Annotated in this window: 18 protein-coding genes and 1 pseudogene; 12 read left to right on the top strand and 7 right to left on the bottom strand. The window is 65.4% G+C overall.

Features of this window, described 5'->3' with window-relative positions; translation table 11 throughout:
* Nucleotides 1-91: 91 nt before the first annotated feature.
* The 3 genes from BW994_RS02385 to serA are packed head-to-tail and all read left to right on the top strand — an operon-like array spanning nucleotide 92 to nucleotide 3,763.
* Nucleotides 92-1,261 carry a phosphoserine transaminase gene (locus tag BW994_RS02385; protein ID WP_456303716.1) on the top strand — a complete coding sequence of 390 codons (1,170 nt, stop codon included), beginning with the start codon at nucleotides 92-94 and terminating at the stop codon, nucleotides 1,259-1,261.
* Complete coding sequence (locus BW994_RS02380; RefSeq protein WP_029313452.1) at nucleotides 1,258-2,148, top strand: PhzF family phenazine biosynthesis protein; 891 nt, start codon at nucleotides 1,258-1,260, stop codon at nucleotides 2,146-2,148. Before BW994_RS02385 ends, BW994_RS02380 begins: the two co-directional genes overlap by 4 nt.
* A 28-nt stretch (nucleotides 2,149-2,176) precedes the next feature.
* Nucleotides 2,177-3,763, top strand: a complete 1,587-nt coding sequence (gene serA / locus BW994_RS02375; RefSeq protein ID WP_029313451.1) for a phosphoglycerate dehydrogenase — start codon at nucleotides 2,177-2,179, stop codon at nucleotides 3,761-3,763.
* A 242-nt stretch (nucleotides 3,764-4,005) separates the two neighbouring features.
* Here serA and BW994_RS02370 read toward each other — a convergent pair whose 3' ends face one another.
* Nucleotides 4,006-4,815: a transglutaminase-like domain-containing protein gene (locus BW994_RS02370; protein WP_029313449.1), complete on the bottom strand. Its 810-nt coding sequence runs from the start codon at nucleotides 4,813-4,815 to the stop codon at nucleotides 4,006-4,008.
* A gap of 27 nt (nucleotides 4,816-4,842) precedes the next feature.
* Nucleotides 4,843-5,766, bottom strand: coding sequence for a transglutaminase family protein (locus tag BW994_RS02365; protein WP_029313448.1), 924 nt, complete (start codon nucleotides 5,764-5,766; stop codon nucleotides 4,843-4,845).
* Between the two features lie 235 nt (nucleotides 5,767-6,001).
* Between BW994_RS02365 and BW994_RS02360 the strand changes: the two genes are divergently transcribed.
* Together BW994_RS02360 and BW994_RS02355 are read left to right on the top strand one after the other, a co-directional pair.
* Nucleotides 6,002-6,868, top strand: coding sequence for a transglutaminase family protein (locus BW994_RS02360; RefSeq protein ID WP_051657593.1), 867 nt, complete (start codon nucleotides 6,002-6,004; stop codon nucleotides 6,866-6,868).
* Nucleotides 6,869-7,128: 260 nt separating this feature from the next.
* Nucleotides 7,129-10,425, top strand: a complete 3,297-nt coding sequence (locus BW994_RS02355) for a transglutaminase family protein (RefSeq protein ID WP_029313445.1) — start codon at nucleotides 7,129-7,131, stop codon at nucleotides 10,423-10,425.
* A gap of 271 nt (nucleotides 10,426-10,696) precedes the next feature.
* Here BW994_RS02355 and BW994_RS02350 read toward each other — a convergent pair whose 3' ends face one another.
* The 5 genes from BW994_RS02350 to purQ form a co-directional block, all read right to left on the bottom strand.
* On the bottom strand, nucleotides 10,697-11,779 hold the full coding sequence (locus tag BW994_RS02350) for a glycosyltransferase family 4 protein (protein WP_245594207.1): 1,083 nt from the start codon (nucleotides 11,777-11,779) through the stop codon (nucleotides 10,697-10,699).
* A gap of 115 nt (nucleotides 11,780-11,894) precedes the next feature.
* Nucleotides 11,895-12,245 (bottom strand): Grx4 family monothiol glutaredoxin, encoded by a 351-nt coding sequence (gene grxD, locus BW994_RS02345; protein ID WP_029313442.1) that lies wholly within the window; start codon nucleotides 12,243-12,245, stop codon nucleotides 11,895-11,897.
* 29 nt (nucleotides 12,246-12,274) lie between these two features.
* Nucleotides 12,275-12,508 (bottom strand): BolA family protein, encoded by a 234-nt coding sequence (locus BW994_RS02340; protein ID WP_029313441.1) that lies wholly within the window; start codon nucleotides 12,506-12,508, stop codon nucleotides 12,275-12,277.
* A gap of 19 nt (nucleotides 12,509-12,527) precedes the next feature.
* Nucleotides 12,528-14,720, bottom strand: coding sequence for a phosphoribosylformylglycinamidine synthase subunit PurL (gene purL, locus BW994_RS02335; RefSeq protein WP_029313440.1), 2,193 nt, complete (start codon nucleotides 14,718-14,720; stop codon nucleotides 12,528-12,530).
* A complete protein-coding gene (gene purQ, locus BW994_RS02330) occupies nucleotides 14,720-15,412 on the bottom strand; it encodes a phosphoribosylformylglycinamidine synthase subunit PurQ (RefSeq protein ID WP_029313438.1) in 693 nt (230 codons plus the stop codon). Before purQ ends, purL begins: the two co-directional genes overlap by 1 nt.
* A 187-nt stretch (nucleotides 15,413-15,599) precedes the next feature.
* Here purQ and BW994_RS02325 point away from each other — a divergent pair, with 187 nt between their 5' ends.
* The 7 genes and pseudogenes from BW994_RS02325 to BW994_RS19530 all read left to right on the top strand — a co-directional run.
* A complete protein-coding gene (locus BW994_RS02325) occupies nucleotides 15,600-15,851 on the top strand; it encodes an AbrB/MazE/SpoVT family DNA-binding domain-containing protein (protein WP_029313436.1) in 252 nt (83 codons plus the stop codon).
* Entirely contained in the window at nucleotides 15,842-16,225 is a 384-nt protein-coding gene (locus BW994_RS02320) for a type II toxin-antitoxin system VapC family toxin (RefSeq protein ID WP_029313435.1), read from the top strand. The genes BW994_RS02325 and BW994_RS02320 overlap by 10 nt, the downstream gene beginning before the upstream one ends.
* 183 nt (nucleotides 16,226-16,408) lie before the next feature.
* Nucleotides 16,409-16,588: a type II toxin-antitoxin system HicA family toxin gene (locus tag BW994_RS02315; RefSeq protein WP_029313434.1), complete on the top strand. Its 180-nt coding sequence runs from the start codon at nucleotides 16,409-16,411 to the stop codon at nucleotides 16,586-16,588.
* Nucleotides 16,589-16,597: 9 nt separating this feature from the next.
* Nucleotides 16,598-16,990, top strand: coding sequence for a type II toxin-antitoxin system HicB family antitoxin (locus tag BW994_RS02310; RefSeq protein ID WP_029313433.1), 393 nt, complete (start codon nucleotides 16,598-16,600; stop codon nucleotides 16,988-16,990).
* Nucleotides 16,991-17,136: 146 nt separating this feature from the next.
* Nucleotides 17,137-17,610 (top strand): nuclear transport factor 2 family protein, encoded by a 474-nt coding sequence (locus tag BW994_RS02305; RefSeq protein ID WP_029313432.1) that lies wholly within the window; start codon nucleotides 17,137-17,139, stop codon nucleotides 17,608-17,610.
* A 3-nt stretch (nucleotides 17,611-17,613) separates the two neighbouring features.
* Nucleotides 17,614-18,183, top strand: coding sequence for a TetR/AcrR family transcriptional regulator (locus BW994_RS02300; protein WP_029313431.1), 570 nt, complete (start codon nucleotides 17,614-17,616; stop codon nucleotides 18,181-18,183).
* 68 nt (nucleotides 18,184-18,251) lie between these two features.
* Nucleotides 18,252-18,441 (top strand): annotated as a pseudogene (locus BW994_RS19530) (hypothetical protein); the annotation flags it as partial.

Raw genomic sequence — 18,441 nt, 5'->3', positions numbered from 1 at the left:
CCTTGTTGCGTTCCCCACCATCATCGGCTAATGCCCGCAGCGGGTCACGTCCCCCCACCGGGACGCTTTTCTTCTGCAAGGGAGACCGATGATGGATATGTCCGTGCCGGCAAAGCCTGCTGTGCGTCCTGCCAACCCCAATTTTTCGTCTGGCCCGTGTGCCAAGCGCCCTGGTTATGCGCTGGAGGCGCTGAGCGGTGCGCTGCTCGGCCGCAGCCACCGGGCGAAGGAGCCCAAGGCGAAGCTCGCCGAGATCATCACGCGGTCGCGCGCCGTTCTGGGCCTGCCGGCCGATTGGCGCCTCGGCATCGTACCCGCTTCGGATACCGGGGCGGTCGAGATGGCGCTGTGGTCGATGCTGGGTGCCCGCCCGGTCGATGTGCTGGCGTTCGAGAGTTTTTCCGAAGCCTGGGCCACCGATGTCATCAAGCAGTTGAAACTGGCCGATGCGCGGGTGCTGACGGCACCCTATGGCCAGCTACCCGATCTGGCCGCGGTCGATTTCAGCCATGACATCGTGCTCGCCTGGAACGGCACCACCTCCGGCGCCCGCATCCCCAATGGCGACTGGATCGCCGATGACCGCACCGGCCTGGTGATCGCGGATGCCACCTCGGCCGCGTTCGCGATGGACTTGCCGTTCGCGAAACTCGATGTGGTGACCTGGTCATGGCAGAAGGTGCTGGGCGGCGAGGCGGCGCACGGCATGCTCGCGCTGAGCCCCCGCGCTGTCGAGCGGCTGACCACCTACAAGCCCGCATGGCCGCTGCCGAAAATCTTCCGCATGACCTCCGGCGGCAAACTGACCGAGGGCTTGTTCGTCGGCGAAACCATCAACACGCCCTCGATGCTGGCGGCCGAGGATGCGCTCGATGGGCTGCGCTGGGCCGAGGGCATCGGCGGTCTGCCGGCCCTGATCGCGCGCAGCGAGGCCAATCTCGCGGCGGTCGCGGCGTGGGCGGCGGCGAACGACCGGGTTGCGTTCCTCGCGACCGACCCGGCGATCCGCTCCTGCACCTCGATCTGTCTGACCATCGCGGCACCCTGGTTCGCCGCCCTCGCTGCGGAGGACCAGGCCAAGGCGGCGAAACGGATCGCCGCGCTGCTGGAAGCCGAAGGCGTGGCCTACGATGTCGCCGCCTATCGCGATGCACCGCCCGGCCTGCGCATCTGGGGCGGCGCGACGGTCGATACCGCCAATATCGAGGCGCTGCTGCCCTGGATCGACTGGGCGATCGATCAAGCGGCGGGCGCGCGATGAAACGCCGCTTCGCGACGGTCGATGTCTTCACCGATCGGGTGTTCGGCGGCAATCCGCTGGCGATCGTGCTCGATGCCGAAGGGCTGAGCACAACGACGATGCAGGCGATTGCCAAAGAGTTCAATTATTCCGAAACCACCTTCGTCCTGCCGCCCGCCGATCCGGCAAACACGGCCAACGTGCGCATTTTCAACCCGGTGATGGAAATGCCCTTCGCCGGGCACCCCAATGTCGGCACCGGATTCTGGCTCGCCCGCCAGGGCGAGGCGTTCGGCCGGCCGCTGGGCGATCGCCTGGTGTTCGAGGAACTGGCAGGACTGGTGCCGATCACGGCGATCCACCACGAGGGCAATGTGGTCGGCGCCGATGTCACCGCGCCGAAGCGCCTGATGCGCGGTGAGACCATCCCGGTCGACGCCATCGCCGCCTGCCTTGGGCTCGACCACAGCGACATCGTCACGAAGACCCATGCGCCCTGCATCGCCTCGGTCGGCGCCGATCTGGTGTTCGCGGAACTGCGCGACCGGGCCACGCTCGACCGTATCACGATGAACACAGCTGCATTCCACGCCTTCCCGCCCCTCGCGCGCGGGCTGCATGTGTATGCTTGGGACCCGGACGCCGCGACCACCGGCCTCGACATCCATTGCCGGATGTTCGCGCCGCTCGATGGCATTGCCGAAGATCCGGCCACCGGTGCCGCCAACGCAGCACTCGCCGCATTGATCGCCTCCACCCGTCCGCCCGGCGATCTGGTGCTGCGCATCGCCCAGGGCGATGCGATGGGCCGGCCCAGCCGCCTGCGCGCCACCGTGGACCCCGCCGGCACCGTCACCATCGGCGGCACCTGCGTCGTCATCGCCGAAGGCCATCTCTCGATCGATTGAGACTCTCCCTTTCCCCCGAGGATTTCCCATGCCCAAAGTTCTGATCAGCGACAAATTGTCGCCCGCCGCCATCGACATCTTCAAGCAGCGCGGCGTCGATGTCGTCGTCAAACCCGGCCTCACACCCGCCGAACTGCGCGCGATCATCGGTGAGTTCGATGGTCTGGCGATCCGCTCCGCCACCAAGGTGACCCGCGAATTGCTCGATGCCGCCACCAACCTGAAAGTCATCGGCCGCGCCGGCATCGGCATCGATAACGTCGATGTCAAATCCGCCACCGCCCGCGGCGTGGTCGTGATGAACACGCCCTACGGCAACGCCATCACCACCGCCGAACACGCGATCGGCCTGATGTTCGCGCTCGCCCGGCAACTGCCCGAAGCCTCCGCCTCGACCAAGGCCGGCAAATGGGAGAAAAACCGCTTCATGGGCGTCGAACTCACCAACAAGACGCTCGGCCTGATCGGCGCCGGCAATATCGGCTCGATCGTCGCGGACCGCGCGGTCGGGTTGAAAATGCGCGTCGTCGCCTACGATCCCTACCTCACCGAAGCCCGCGCCACCGTGCTCGGCATCGAGAAGGTCGATCTCGACACCCTGCTCGCCCGCGCCGATTTCATCACGCTGCACACCCCGCTCACCGAACAGACCCGCAACATTCTCTCGCGTGAAAACCTCGCCAAAACCAAAAAAGGCGTGCGGATCGTCAACTGCGCCCGCGGCGGTTTGATCGACGAGGTCGCACTCTACGACGCCCTGCAATCCGGCCAGGTCGCCGGCGCCGCCCTCGATGTGTTCGAGGTCGAACCCGCGACCGAAAGCCCGCTGTTCACGCTCGACAACGTCGTCTGCACCCCGCATCTTGGTGCTGCCACCACCGAAGCACAGGAAAACGTCGCCCTCCAGGTCGCCGAACAGATCAGCGACTTCCTGCTCACCGGCGCCATCACCAACGCCGTCAACATGGCATCGGTCTCCGCCGAAGACGCGCCCAGGCTGAAACCCTACATGCAACTGTGCCAGTTGCTCGGCAGCTTCGCCGGGCAACTCACCGAAGCGCGCCACGGCGTCATCACCAAGGTCGGCATCGAATACGAAGGCGCCGCCGCGCACCTCAACCACCGCCCGCTCTCCGCCGCCCTGTTCGCCGGCCTGCTCGCGCCGATGATGGAAGGCGTCAACATGGTCAACGCGCCGGTCTTCGCGCGCGATCACGGCATCGACATGTCCGAAACCGTCCACGACCGTGACAGTGAATACCAAACCCTCGTGCGCATCTCGGTCACCACCGGCGAGCAGACCCGTACCGTCTCCGGCACGCTGTTCGGCGGGGCCAAACCCCGCCTCGTCGAAGTCAAAGGCATCAAGGTCGAAGCCGATTTCGGCCGCCACATGCTCTACGTCACCAACCAGGACAAACCCGGCTTCATCGCCAAATGCAGCGCCATCCTGGCCGATCAAGGCATCAACATCGCCACCTTCCACCTCGGCCGCGCCACCCAGGGCGGCGACGCCGTCTGCCTGATCTCGATCGACGAAACCCTGCCCGACCCCGCCCTCACCGCCATCCGCCACCTGCCCCAAGTCATGCAAGCGACACAGTTGGCGTTCTGAAATCGGGGGTGGGACTTGGGTCAAAAAGGCCAGGGGGCTCTGCCCCCTGGACCCCCGTTAAAGGCGGAGCCTTTAAAATCCATTAGTTTTAGGCAAGGGGAGGGCGACCCAGGCCAGATCAGCTGAAAGTCCGAGGCAGCGCCCTCCCCTTGCCTAAAACTAGCGGGTTCTAAGGGCTAGCCCTTAGCGGGGTCCAGGGGCAGAGCCCCTGGCCTTTTTGACCCAAGTCCCACCCCCCGAAATCACGACGCCACTTCGTCGGTTACGACTGTGAAGCCGGTCAGGGTGCATTGGCCGAAGGTGGTGGTGATGGCGACGTCGGTGGCGTCGCGGCCGCGGGCCATCAGGATGCGGCCGATGCGGGGGTGGTTGTGGCGGGCGTCGCAGGTGTACCAGCGACCGCCGAGGTAGACGTCGAACCAGCCGCTGAAGTCCATCGGGTCGGGCGAGAGTGGTACGCCGATATCGCCGAGGTAGCCGGTGCAGTAGCGGGCGGGGATGTTCATGCAGCGGCAGAACGTGATGGCGAGGTGGGCGAAGTCGCGGCAGACGCCGCGTTGTTCCATGAAGGCGTCCCAGGCGGTTTTGGTCGGGCGGGCGCTCTGATAATCGAAGGTGATCCGGTTATGGACGTATTCGCAGATCGCCTGCACGCGTGACCATCCGGGTTCGACGTGGCCGAACAGTGATATCGCGGTATCCGAGAGCCGGTCGGTTTCGCAGTAGCGGCTGCCCAGCAGGAACACCAGGATATCGGTCGGCAGGTGTTCGACGGCGATTTGCGGCGCGCCGTGGGGCTGCACATCGGGGTCGCCGTAGTCGCGGATCAGGAAGTCGCTGCGCATGGTCTGGCGGCCCGGCATGGCGACGATCCGGCTGCAGCAATTGCCGAACCCGTCGATGTAGTGGGTGACGGGTACGGGCGGGTCGAGCATCAGGCGGCTCTCGGTCAGTAGGTCCGGCTCGCGCGAGGGGTGCAGGTTCAGCATCAGCAGCATCGGGATCGGGGTGGGGCAGTCGAACGAGATTTCAAAGCCTGCGCGAATTTTCATGATGGAGTAGGTCCTTGCGAAATGGGGTCAACGAGGCTGCGGGCTTGGATCGGAGGGCGGCAGGTCGGTTCTGGTGACGGTCACGGCGACGTTCATGGCGAGGTGATCGGACGGTGCGCCGACCCAGGTGCCTGAGAGCGGCACGGCCTGTGCGGGCTCGCGGACGACGGCAACGCGGATCAGATCGCGATTGCCGACGATGCCGTTGGTCGGATCGAATTCAACCCAGCCGGCGCCGGGCAGGAACACCTGGAGCCAGGCGTGGGTGGCGCCACCGCCGATGTTGGAGCGATTGCCGCGGGCGGGCACGTGCAGGTAGCCCGATACGAAGCGGGCAGCGAGGCCGAGCGCGCGCACCGCTTCCATCATCAGCAGGGCGAAGTCGCGGCAGCTGCCGCTGCCGAGTTTCAGCGTGGTGGTCGGTTCCTGCAGGCCTTTTTCCTCGCGCGCAACGTAGGTGAACCCTTGCCAGATCGCCTGGTTGATGCCGCGCAGCAGCGCGCTGGTGCTGGTCGGCCCGTTCGGTGAGAGGAAGCGACGCGCCCAGCGATCGACCTCGTGATGCGGGTCGCGGTTATGCCGCTCGATCAGGCGCATCAGGTCCGGCATTTCATCGCCGCCGTAGGTGAAGGGGTAGGTGAGCGCGTAGTCTTCGAGGGTCAGGTCCGGCAGCGTGCCGTCTTCGGCGTGGCTCGGGTTGTGTTGCAGCGTCACGGAGCTGTCGAAGCATAATTCGGTGGTGCGGGCCCCGAAGCTTGCATAACCCACGTGATTGCCGAACACATCGAGCATCCAGCGCTGGCGGATCGGCGCGGGGTTGATGATGAGGTTGGCATTCAGAACGCGCTGATCATGGCCTTCGCGCGGGCGAAACATCATGCGGTGTTCGCCCAGCGCGACCGGCTGGCGGTAGCGATAGGTGGTGATGTGGCGAACTTCGAGAACGGGCAAGATCAGGCGCGACCGTACCGTGCGCCGTCGCGTCGCACGATCGTGGCACATGATGCGCCGGTTCCCCTGATCATGGGTCGGGTAAGGGTCGTCTGCATGGGGTCCTGCCGGTTACGCCAGCACGGTATATGTGGCGCTACGGTGCGGGTTTCCACCGGAATCGGCGGTAAAATTCGGCTATCGGCAGGCCGGACGCAATGATACTGTCATCAAACGAATCGTCTGGACGAGTTGAATGATCCGCTACCGGCTGACCCATCGCACCACCTACACGTACCAGACACCGGCGATCCGCGCGCGGCATTTTCTGCACCTGCTGCCGCGGGTGCGACCGGGCCAGGTGCTGGCAGCGGCCACGCTGGCAATCGAGCCGGCACCGTCGAGCCGGTGGGACGAGGTCGATTATTTCGGCAACCATATCACCTCGGTCGAGCTCGATCTGCCGCATGATGAATTCATCGCCACGCTCGAGGCCGACATAGATGTGACACCACCGCAGCCGATCGCTCATGCCGGCATCACGTGGGAGGCGGTGGCGGCGGCGGCGGCGAGCGCGGCCGGAATCGCCGAATTCCGGCTGCCGACCAAACTGACCGGCACGGATGATGCGGTGCTGGCCTATGCCCACAGCCATTTCACCCCCGGCGCCGACATGATGGAGGCGACCACGGCGATGATGCGCGATCTCTACGCGCGTTTCCGCTATCGCCCCGGCTCGACCACGACAACGACCACCGGCCCGGCCGCGTTGGCGCGGCGTGAGGGCGTCTGCCAGGATTACAGCCACGCGATGCTGGCCAGCCTGCGCGCGCTGAAGCTGCCGGCGCGCTACATATCGGGTTATCTGCGCAGCCAGATCGTGGGCGGCGAGACCGCCTATTCCGGCGCCGAGCAGACCCACGCCTGGGTTTCGGTCTGGCTCGGCTGGCGGCACGGCTGGGTGGATTTCGACCCGACCAACGATCTGATCGTGTCCGACGAACACGTGACCCTCGCCTGGGGCCGCGACTTCACCGATGTCAGCCCGACCTGCGGGATCATTCTCGGCGGGCGGCGGCATACGCTCAAGGTGAGCGTCGTGTTGGCACCGGCAGAGCCTTAGCGTGAAACATAGGAAAGCGCTTCTTTTTTGTAAAAAAGAAGCAAAAAACTTTCTGACTCTGGGGTATGGGCGTTTTGGCGGGCACGGGCCCAGATTAGCGAAGTTTTTTTTGCTTCTTTTTTGTTCACAAAAAAGAAGACCTTCCTTTCCCTTGCTCATCTCGGCCCCATCGGCACCAGCTCTCGGATTGTCAGGCGTACCGCAATGCGCCATGCGATAAATCAGGAACTCCCGATCCCCTTGCGTTGCGAAGGACCCTTATGTCGATCCATGTCGCGCTGACCCACCGCACCAGCTACCAGTACGATCGGCCGATCCGCCTCGGGCCGCAGACCATCCGGCTGCGCCCGGCGCCCTACACGCGCACGCCCATCCTGGCCTACACGCTCAAGGTCGAGCCGAAGCCGCATTTCCTGAACTGGCTGCAGGACCCGCAAGGCAATTTCCTCGCGCGCGTGGTGTTCCCCGACCCCGTGACCTCGTTCGTCGTCACGGTCGATCTGATCGCGGATATGGCGACGATCAACCCGTTCGATTTCTTCCTCGAGCCCGAGGCGGAAACCTGGCCGTTCACCTACGACCCGGTGCTGGAGCAGGAATTGGCCCCGTTCCGCCGCACCGAGGCACCGGGACCGCTGCTTGCGGCGCTGATCGAACAGGGACGCGCGATCGAGGCGACCACGGTCAACAAGCTGGTCGCCCTCAACGCTTTGGTGCAGTCGCGCGTCGCCTATGTGGTGCGGATGGAGCCGGGCGTCTGGGCGCCGGACCACACGCTGGGCGAGGGCAGGGGGTCCTGCCGCGATTCCGCCTGGCTGCTGGTGCATCTGCTGCGACATCTGGGCTTCGCCGCCCGGTTCTGTTCCGGCTACCTGATCCAGCTGGTCGCCGATGTGAAGCCGGTCGAAGGCCCGGCCGGCCCGACCCAGGATTTCACCGATCTGCACGCCTGGGCCGAGGTCTATCTCCCCGGCGCCGGCTGGATCGGGCTCGATGCCACCTCCGGCCTGCTGACCGGCGAGGGTCATATTCCGCTGGCGGCAAGCCCGGACCCGATTTCGGCGGCACCGATTTCCGGCGGGGTCGAGCCCAGTGGCGTCGATTTCGATTTCTCGATGGAAATCCGCCGCATCGAACAAACGCCGCGCGTGACCAAACCCTATAGCGAGGCGGTGTGGCAGGATATTCTCGCAACCGGCGCGCGGGTCGATGCCGCGCTGCTGGTCGGCGACGTGCGGCTGACCATGGGCGGCGAGCCGACCTTTGTGTCGGCCACCGATATCGATGCGCCGGAATGGAATATCGACGCACTCGGCCCGACCAAGCGCACCATGGCCGGCCGGCTGCTCCGCCGGCTGGCACCGGCCTGGGCACCGGGCGCCGCGCTGCAATACACCCAGGGCAAATTATACCCCGGCGAGCAATTGCCGCGCTGGGCGCTGCACGCCTATTGGCGGGCCGATGGCGAGCCGGTCTGGCAGGATCAGGCGTGGCTCGCGAGCGATGACGACACCGACACCGCAACCGCCGACGATGCCGCGCGCTTCTGCGCCGCCCTGGCCGAGACGCTGCACATCGACCCCGCCCTGGTGATGCCGGCCTATGAGGATGTGCATTACTATCTCTGGCGCGAATCCCGCCTGCCGGCCAACGTCCGCGCCGAGGCGAGCAAGATTACCGACCCGATCGAGCGCGCCCGCCTCGCCCGCCTGTTCGCCGGCGACCTCGGCCAATCCGCCGGCAGCGTGCTGCCGCTGCGCCGGGTGCCCGATGACGCGGGGCGCCAATGGCAATCGGCGCGCTGGAATTTTCGCGGCGGCGACCTGGTGCTGGTGCCCGGCGATTCACCGATCGGGCTGCGCCTGCCGCTCGACAGCCTGCCCTGGGAAGACCCCGCCGCCACCGAAATCGACTCCCCGCCCGATCCGTTCGCCCCGCACGAAGCATTGCCGAGTGCCGCCGCCCTGCGCGAATTCGTCCCACCCAACGGCCGCGTCGCCGCCCAACGCGCCGGTACTTCGGGCGCAAAATTGCTGGGCGAAGCGCCCGGCATCGTCCGCACCGCCCTGGCGGTCGAGGCGCGCGGCGGCATGCTGCATGTGTTTCTGCCACCGCTCTACGAGGTCGAGGATTTCCTCACCCTCGTCGCGGCGATCGAACGCGTCGCTGCCATGCAAAGCCGCAAGATTTTCCTGGAAGGCTACCAGCCGCCCGACGATCCGCGCCTGCTGAGCTTTTCCGTCACCCCCGACCCCGGTGTGATCGAGGTCAATCTGCCGCCCGCCGCCACCTGGGCCGAGCACGTCGGCCGCACCCTGCAACTCTACCAACTCGCGCGCGAAACCGGCCTCGCCGCCGAGAAATTCATGCTCGATGGCCGCCACGTCGGCACCGGCGGCGGCAATCACGTCGTGATGGGCGCGGCCGAAGCGACCGACAGCCCCTTCCTCCGCCGCCCCGATCTGCTGAAATCCCTGCTCGGATTCTGGCACAATCACCCGAGCCTGTCGTATTTGTTCTCCGGCCTGTTCATCGGCCCCTCCAGCCAGCACCCCCGCATCGACGAGGCGCGGGAGGACGCGCTGCTCGAACTCGAAACCGCCTTCCGCCAGATCAAGCCCGGCACCGAAACCCCGCCCTGGATCATCGACCGGCTGCTCCGCAACATCCTGACCGACATGACCGGCAACGGCCATCGCACCGAATTCTGCATCGACAAGCTCTACGCCCCCGGTTCCGCCTCCGGCCGGCGCGGCCTGGTCGAATTCCGCGCCTTCGAAATGCCGCCGGATGCGCGCATGTCGGTCGCACAGGCCCTGCTGATGCGCGCCTGCGTCGCCGCCTTCTGGCAGACCCCCTACGAGCGCCGGCTGATCCGCTGGGGCACAAGGCTGAACGATCAGTTCATGCTCCCGCATTACGTGGCCGCTGATCTGCGCGACGCGCTCGAGGAGCTGGCCGCCCGCGGCTTCCCGATCGACCCGGCCTGGTTCGTGCCGCATCAGGAGTTCCGTTTCCCGAAATTCGGCGCCGTCACCGTCGCCGGCATGGAACTCGAACTACGCCACGCGCTGGAGCCCTGGCACGTGCTGGGCGAGGAACAAACCATCGGCGGCACCGCCCGCTACGTCGATAGCGCGGTGGAACGCGTGCAGATCGCGGTCTCCGGCTGGGTCGATGAACGCTTCGCCCTGACCTGCAACGGCATCACCGTGCCGCTCACGCCCACCGGCGCGGTCGGCGGCTTCATCGCCGGCGTCCGCTTCAAGGCATGGTCGCCGCCCTCCTCGCTGCACCCGCTCATCCCGCCCCAAACGCCGCTCGTGTTCGACGTGATCGACCGCTGGTCCGCCCGCGCGCTCGGCGGCATGACCCACCACACCATCCACCCCGGCGGCCGCGGCTACGAGACGTTTCCGGTCAACGCGAACGAAGCGGAAGCCCGTCGCCGCTCCCGCTTCTTCGCCTTCGGCCACACACCAGGACCGGTCGACCCCGCAACCCCCAGCACCAGCCTCGAACATCCCAGCACACTCGACCTGCGCCGGTTTGTGTGACGCTGGCAGGGAACCAAGGCCATGGGGTCTCCCTCCGAAGCCATTTCAGCCATGACGAGCGTCGCTGGAACCTTCGGCGCCTCCGCCCTTGAACCCCGTTGAAGGCTCCGCGGGCAAGATCCCCGCTGTCTTATGGTAATGCGCGCGACGCGCGCCGGGCATATAACAAAGCGCGCGACGCGCGCCGGGACGGCGACATAGGCCAGGTCGACCGAAAGTGCCAGGCAGCGCCCTCTCCCTGCCTTGCCCCAACGGCCACCCACCCCCAGCCCTAAGCCTCCAGCAGATCGGTCAGCGGTGCAAAGACCTGAGCAGCGGCGTAATGGCGGCTGATAAAGGCGAGCGCGTCGTCTTCGACCGGCTGTTGTGCCAACGCGGCAAGGATGGTGGCGCCGAAGGTCGCGGGCTGATCCGCAACGAAAATCGGCGGGCGGCTGTCGGAGGCAAGGCCGGTGCGAGCCTCGTTGGTGGCGACGGTCCAAAGCCCGTGTCGCGCGTAATCGAGCAGTTTTACCTTCAACCCAGACCCGGTGCGCAGCGGCGCGATCGCCAGGGCCGCGCCGTGCAGCGCGGGGGCCAGGTCCGCCACGCGCCCGAGGCGCCGCACACCGGGCGGCATCCGCCCAATGGCGATGCCGCAATCCCCGGCGAGATCGAGCGCGATCTGCGGCCGTGCGGCGCGCAATCCCGGCCAGATCGCATCGAAAAACCAGCGCAGCCCATCGAGATTCGGGAGCGTATCGCTGCCGACGAACACCAGCCGATCAGGATCGCGCCGCACGCCCTGCGGCCGCGGCTGCGTGGCGGCGGGCATCGGCACGGTAATGACCGGCCGATCCGGGCACATGTCGCGCAGAAACTCGGCCTCTTCGGGCTGAATCGCAACGATCGCCCCGGCCCGGTCGAGCAGTGCGGCCTCATCCTGACGGGTCAAAGTCGCAGGTTCGACCCGATAGCCCGCCATTTTCAGCGCGGCGTGCCGGCGGTGGAACAGATCATGCGTCACCACGACCGCGCGCATACCGTGCAGTTCCGGCCGATCCAGCAGGCGGGTGCGGAACATGGTGTCGATCAGGATAAAATCCGGCGAGGCCGCGGCAATCCGCGCGCCGATCCAGGCGGCCTCATCATCGGATATGAAAGCCCCGAGCACCACATCATTGCCCCGCGCCTGCCGGCCGCCGCGCCACAGCCGGCCCGGCAGAACCGCCCGGGCCAGGGCGGCACCGGCGGCGCGCGGTTCCGCCGCGGTCAGAAACCGCCCGGTCTGCACCAGGCGCGGGCCCGAAACGCTGGCAAACGGCCCGCCTTTGGCCAGCCGCATCACGGGCAGCGGCAAGCGCGGCCGGGTCAAATACAAATCCACCCGATGCCCGCGCGCGCTTAAATGGCTGATCAGCGCATGATTATAGGCAAGATGCCCGGCCGTTCCCGGTCGCGGCAGCTCATCGGTAACGAAGCTGAAGCGTCTAGGTCGCAGCGGTCTTCGCGATCCCGTTCTGCTCGAACAGCGTCTGCAACTCGCCGGACTGGAACATCTCGGTCACGATGTCGCAGCCACCGACGAACTCGCCCTTGACATAAAGCTGCGGAATCGTCGGCCAGTTCGAAAACGCCTTGATCCCGTCACGCAATTCCGCATCTTCCAGCACATTGGCGGTCTTGAACGGCACGCCGCTATGCGTCAAAATCTGCACCACCCGCGCGGAGAACCCGCACTGCGGAAACATCGCGGTGCCCTTCATGAACAGCATGACCGGATTTTCGGTAATGCTGGCCTTGATCGCGGTGAAGGCGGGGTTGTCGGTCGTCTGGCTCATGAAAATTCTCCTGAAACGCGTTGTATCGGCTATTCGGGTGCCGAGGTCTGCAGCGCCAGCGCGTGCAACGCGCCGCCCATCCGGCCCTGCAACGCGGCATACACCATCTGATGCTGGCGCACCCGCGGAATGCCCCGGAACTGTTCGCTGGTTACTGTCGCGGCGTAGTGATCGCCATCCCCCGCCAGATCCTCAACCGTGATTTTCGCGTCCGGCAGGGCGGATTTGATCAATTGTTCAATTTCAGCGACCGACATGGCCATGATGCTATCCTTGGTGGCGTCAGGCGAACCAGCGCGCAAAGAAGTGTTCATGCGCTGTTCGCATTTCTGCCACAGATATGGCGGTGCCGTCATGCAGTGTCAATCGATCGCCGCCGCTCCGTCCCAGCATGACAGCGGGTACGCCGGCGCCCTGCGCTGCCTGCATAACCGCCGCGCCATCAACCACCGCGAGCACATACCGCGCCTGATCCTCACCGAACCAGAACCCATGTGCTCCAACCTTGGGCGCCGTACCCTCAGGTGCCAGGCTCAACGCCGCCCCGACATCCCCGGCCAGCACCATCTCCGCCACCGCCACCAGCAACCCGCCATCCGAAACATCATGACATGCCGTAACCACACCATCGATGATCAACCCGCGCACGAACTCCCCGTTGCGCCGTTCCACCGCGAAATCGAGCGCGGGTGGCGCGCCATCCTCCCGCCCCAGCACCTCGCGCAACCACAGCGACTGGCCAAGCTCGCCGCGCGTCGCCCCCACCACGACCAGATCCAGCCCCGGCGCCAGCGCAATCCCCACCGCCTGTGCCGCATCCGCGATCACGCCCAACCCGCCGATCGCCGGCGTCGGCAAAATCCCCGACCCTTCGGTCTCATTATACAAAGACACATTCCCCGAAACGACCGGGAAATCCAGCGCGGTACACGCCGCCCCCATGCCCCGGATCGCCGCCACGATCTGCCCCATGATCAACGGCTTCTCCGGATTGCCGAAATTCAGATTATCCGTCACCGCCAGCGGCACCCCGCCGGTCGCGGTGATGTTCCGCCACGCCTCCACCACCGCCTGCGCGCCGCCCGCCTCCGGGTCCGCCGCACAATAGCGTGGCGTGCAATCCGTGGTCAGCGCCAGCGCCCGCGCGCTCCCCGGAATCTTCACCACCGCCGCATCCGCCTGGCCCGGCCGCTTCACCGTCTGCCCGCCCACCGTTCCGTCATACTGATCCCAGATCCAGCGCCGCGAAGCGAGATCAGGGCACCCGATCAACCGCAGCAACGCTGGCCCGATCCCCACCGGATCATCCACATCCCCCAACGCCGCCGGCTTCGCCGCCTCGGTGTACGGCCGCTCATACAACGGCGCCTGTTCCGCCAGCGGATCCAGCGCGATATCCGCCTCCACCACACCCCGATGCTTCACAACGATCCGCCCGGTATCGGTAATATGCCCGATCACCGCGAAATCCAGCTCCCATTTCTCGAAAATCGCCCGCGCCATATCCTCCCGCGCCGGATCGATCACGATCAACATCCGCTCCTGGCTTTCCGACAGCATCATCTCATACGCCGTCATCCCCGCCTCGCGCTGCGGTACCGCATCAAGGTCGAGTTCAATCCCCACCCCGCCCTTGCCCGCCATCTCCACCGAGGACGACGTCAGCCCCGCCGCCCCCATGTCCTGAATCGCAACGATCGCATCCGTCGCCATCAATTCGAGACACGCCTCGATCAGCAGTTTCTCGATGAACGGGTCCCCCACCTGCACGGTCGGCCGCTTCTCCTCGGAATCCGCGGCAAACTCGCTCGATGCCATGGTCGCGCCATGAATCCCGTCCCGCCCGGTCTTCGAGCCCACGTACACCACCGGATTCCCAATCCCCGCCGCCGCCGACAGAAAAATCCGGTCCTGTGCCGCAATCCCCACCGTCATCGCATTGACCAGCGGATTGCCATTGTACGAGCGATGAAAATTGGTCTCACCCCCCACCGTCGGCACGCCCACGCAATTGCCATACCCGCCGATGCCGCGCACCACGCCATCCACCACCCGCTTGGTCACCGCGAGCGACGGGTCACCAAACCGCAGCGCGTTCAAATTCGCGATCGGCCGCGCCCCCATGGTGAACACGTCGCGCAAAATCCCGCCCACCCCGGTCGCAGCACCCTGAAACGGCTCGATGAAACTCGGGTGATTATGGCTCTCCATCTTGAAAATCGCGGCCAACCCCTCGCCGATATCCACCACACCAGCGTTCTCGCCCGGCCCGTGAATCACCCAAGGCGCGCTCGTCGGCAGCGTCTTCAGCCACACCCGCGATGATTTATACGAGCAATGCTCGGACCACATCACCGAAAATATCCCCAACTCCGTCAGGCTCGGCGTGCGCCCCATAATGGCCAGCACCCGATCATACTCCTCACCCGACAGCCCGAAACTCCGCCCCAGCGCCGCATCGACCAATTGATCCATCACGCCACTCCAATCGCGGCCAGACTGTCGAACAATGGCTTGCCATCCACCCCGCCCATCAACGGATCGACCAGATTCTCCGGATGCGGCATCAACCCCAACACCCGCAAATTCGCCGACAACACCCCGGCAATATTCCGCGCCGACCCGTTCAAATTCGCCGCACCCGAAACCGCGCCCGAAGCATCGACATACCGAAACGCCACCAACCCCTCACCCTCCAGCCGATCCAGCGTGTCCGCATCCGCGAAATAATTGCCATCGCCATGCGCCATCGGTGCGCGAAACACCTGCCCGCGCTGATACTGCCCACTAAACACCGTATCCGCCCGCTCCACCCGCAAATGACAATCCATCGATAAAAACCGCAGCCCCGCATTGCGCAGCAACGCCCCCGGCAACATCTGCGCCTCGGTCAAAATCTGAAACCCGTTGCAAACCCCGAGCACATACCCACCCCGCGCCGCATGCGCCGATACCGCCCGCATCACCGGCGACTGCGCCGCCATCGCCCCGCACCGCAGATAATCGCCATAGGAAAACCCGCCCGGTATCACCACCAGATCAACCCCGGCCAAATCAGTCTCCCGATGCCAGATCATCCGCGGCCTGCGCCCCAAACTCCCCTCCAACGCCATCGCAATATCGCGCTCGCGATTGATGCCGGGAAAAACAATGATGCCTGCTTGCATGAATAAGGGCCTCCGTTCCGCGCGTCTTGCCCTGCCCGCCGGCTCAGGGCAAGCGGAAGGAAGCAAGCCGTTCTTTTTTGCAAAAAAGAACCAAAAAACTCTCTTTAGCTATAGGGCCATGAAGGTCTTGAACCAGCATCCACCACGCATTAAAGTAAGGCAGTACTAACCTTACCAATCGGTCCCCATGTCGCTCCAACTCACCATCACCGCCAAAGGCCAGGTCACCCTCCGCACCGCCGTCCTGCAACACCTCGGCGTCCGGCCCGGCCAGAAAATCGACGTCGCCTTGCTCCCGGACGGCAAGGTCGAACTGCGCACAATCGCCACCGCCCCCACCATCACCCACCTCAAAGCCGCCCTGCAACGCCCCGGCCAACGCCCGATCACCCTCGCCGAAATGCAAAACGCGATCGAACAGCACGACCCGTGCGACTAGCCCTCGATACCAACGTCCTCGTCCGCTACCTCACCTGGGACGATCCACACCAATCCCCACGCGCCGCAAAACTCATCGAATCGGCCGATACCATCATCCTCTCCACCATCGTGCTGTGCGAAACCGTCTGGGTCCTGCGCCGCGCCTACAAATTCCAACCCGCCGCCATCATTCCGATCCTGCGCGACCTCACGACCATGCCCACCATCGAACTCGATCGCCCCCTCATCGAAGCCGGCATCGAATGCCTCGCAACCGGCAGCGACTTCGCCGACGGCGTCATCCTCGCCGAAGCCGAACGCGCCAAAGCCGACCACCTGGTCACATTCGACGAAACCCTGGCCAAACACACCAACAAAATCCGCCTGCTCTGAACCCATCCCGCCCCACAGCCAGTATCTCGGTAGGATGGGTCTCCCTTGAGACCCATCACCTCACCACCCCACCAAAGCAAGCCGTTCTTTTTTGCAAAAAAGAACCAAAAAACTCTTGGTAATCAGGGCCGCCGCCTTGGCAACGCCTTGGAACCGCGCGAGTAAATGTGTATGATGCGCATTGTGAAGAGCGCCGATCTCATCCGCGAATTGAAAAGCGCCGGTTGGGTGCTTAATCGCGTGCGCGGCTCCCACCATGTCTTCAAACACCCCACGCGTCCCGGTCACATCGTGGTGCCACACCCGAAAAAAGACCTCGGCACCGGCCTGGTCGCCGCCATCCGCAAACAGGCCGGCCTATAGGAGATCACCATGCGCTACCCCATCGCCATCGAACCCGGCACCGATCAAACCGCTTTCGGCGTCGCCATCCCCGATCTTCCCGGCTGCTTCTCCGCCGGCGACACGCTGGACGAAGCCCTGACCGCGGCCGAGCAAGCCGCCGCCGCCTGGATCGACGCCACACTCGACGCGGGCGGACCCATCCCGAAACCCACCAGCCTGGATGCGATCCGCACCAACCCCGATTACGCCGGCTGGACCTTCGGGATCATCACGATCGACCCCGCCCTGCTCGATGACACGATCGCCCGCGTCAACATCACATTGCCCCGCCGCATCCTGAAACGCCTCGACGCCCTGGCCGCCGCCGCCGGAGAAACCCGCTCCGGCTTCATCGCGCACCTGACCCTGGAAGATCACTAACCCCGTCGAATCGGGTCTCTCTGGCAACCCATCCCCGCCCTCAACGTCCGCAACCTCCCCGAAGCCGTCCCCCACGCGCGCCGCCTTCCGCAACGCCACTTGACCAATTCTGTACCAATCGGTACAAACCCAATCGGAGCCCGTCGATGTCTGAAACCCGCCCCCCGCTGCCGCCCTTCACCACCACAACCGCCATCCAGAAAATCCGCGCCGCCGAAGATGCCTGGAACACCCGCAACCCCGCGCGCGTCGCCCTTGCCTACACACCGGACAGCATCTGGCGAAACCGCAGCGAATTCCTCAAAGGCCGCCCGGCCATCGTCGAATTCCTGACCCGGAAATGGGCGCGCGAACACGACTACCGCCTGATCAAGGAACTCTGGGCCTGCACGGAAAACCGCATCGCCGTGCGCTTCGCCTACGAGTTTCACGACGATCACGGCCAATGGTTCCGCGCCTACGGCAATGAAAACTGGCTGTTCGACCCGTCCGGCCTGATGGCGCAGCGCCACGCCTCGATCAACGACGCCCCGATCGCCCCGGAAGATCGCCTGTTTCATTGGAACAATTCAGCCCCCCGGCCACCCGACCACCCCGGCCTGACCGACCTCGGGCTCTAACCCATGCCCCGCATCGTGGCCGAAAAATCGGACGTGGTGGCCGCAATCGCGGAGGTCTTTCGCGAACACGGCTACGAGGGCGCAAGCCTCTCCCAGATCACGGCAACCACCGGCTTCGGCAAAGGCAGCCTCTATCATTTCTTCCCCGGCGGCAAGGAAGACATGGCAAGCCACATCCTCGCCCATATCGATCACTGGTTCGAGATCGAAATATTCGCCCCGCTGGGCACCGGCGATGCCGCCACAGCCATCGCCCGGATGATGCGGTCGGTCGAGACCTATTTCCAATCGGGCAACCGCATCTGCCTGGTCGGCGCCTTCACCCTGACCGGCACGCGCGACCGCTTCGCAACCCCGATCGCCATCTACTTCCGCCGCTGGATCAGCGCGCTCGAAGGCGCCCTGCACCGCACCGGCCTCAACCAGTCCCAGGCAAGCCAGCGGGCCGAAACCGCCGTGCTCGCCATCCAGGGCGCCCTCGTCCTCGCCCGCGCCCTGAACGACGCGGCGGTCTTCACCCGCGCCCTGCACCAGATCGAGGCCGATCTCCTACGCCCCGACCCGCAATCCTGAACCATCGCCCACGCAATCCCGAAAAAACCGCTTTCTCACCCCCCACCCTGGCGGGTTATGCTACCAACGTGTCAGCAACCCCAACCCCGCCCCCGTTCGTCATCCGCTGCTTCATCGTCATGATGAACGCGCTGTGCGACGCCGTGGCCGAACACGGCCCCGCCGGTTACGTCCCCGTCCCGATGGTCAATCTGATCTGGACCCGCCTGCAAAACCTCACCACCCGCTTCCTCGCCGCCCTCGCCCGCGGCCCCATCC

The organism is Acidiphilium rubrum (assembly GCF_900156265.1).
GTDB classification, from domain to species: domain Bacteria; phylum Pseudomonadota; class Alphaproteobacteria; order Acetobacterales; family Acetobacteraceae; genus Acidiphilium; species Acidiphilium rubrum.
This window is presented reverse-complemented; position numbering and strand designations above follow the sequence as displayed.

Coding starts and splice junctions, on each gene's coding strand:
- BW994_RS02385 (WP_456303716.1), top strand. CDS start 92: ATGGATATGTCCGTGCCGGCAAAGCCTGCTGTGCGTCCTGCCAACCCC.
- BW994_RS02380 (WP_029313452.1), top strand. CDS start 1,258: ATGAAACGCCGCTTCGCGACGGTCGATGTCTTCACCGATCGGGTGTTC.
- serA (WP_029313451.1), top strand. CDS start 2,177: ATGCCCAAAGTTCTGATCAGCGACAAATTGTCGCCCGCCGCCATCGAC.
- BW994_RS02370 (WP_029313449.1), bottom strand. CDS start 4,815: ATGAAAATTCGCGCAGGCTTTGAAATCTCGTTCGACTGCCCCACCCCG.
- BW994_RS02360 (WP_051657593.1), top strand. CDS start 6,002: ATGATCCGCTACCGGCTGACCCATCGCACCACCTACACGTACCAGACA.
- BW994_RS02355 (WP_029313445.1), top strand. CDS start 7,129: ATGTCGATCCATGTCGCGCTGACCCACCGCACCAGCTACCAGTACGAT.
- grxD (WP_029313442.1), bottom strand. CDS start 12,245: ATGAGCCAGACGACCGACAACCCCGCCTTCACCGCGATCAAGGCCAGC.
- BW994_RS02340 (WP_029313441.1), bottom strand. CDS start 12,508: ATGGCCATGTCGGTCGCTGAAATTGAACAATTGATCAAATCCGCCCTG.
- purL (WP_029313440.1), bottom strand. CDS start 14,720: ATGGATCAATTGGTCGATGCGGCGCTGGGGCGGAGTTTCGGGCTGTCG.
- purQ (WP_029313438.1), bottom strand. CDS start 15,412: ATGCAAGCAGGCATCATTGTTTTTCCCGGCATCAATCGCGAGCGCGAT.
- BW994_RS02325 (WP_029313436.1), top strand. CDS start 15,600: ATGTCGCTCCAACTCACCATCACCGCCAAAGGCCAGGTCACCCTCCGC.
- BW994_RS02310 (WP_029313433.1), top strand. CDS start 16,598: ATGCGCTACCCCATCGCCATCGAACCCGGCACCGATCAAACCGCTTTC.
- BW994_RS02305 (WP_029313432.1), top strand. CDS start 17,137: ATGTCTGAAACCCGCCCCCCGCTGCCGCCCTTCACCACCACAACCGCC.
- BW994_RS02300 (WP_029313431.1), top strand. CDS start 17,614: ATGCCCCGCATCGTGGCCGAAAAATCGGACGTGGTGGCCGCAATCGCG.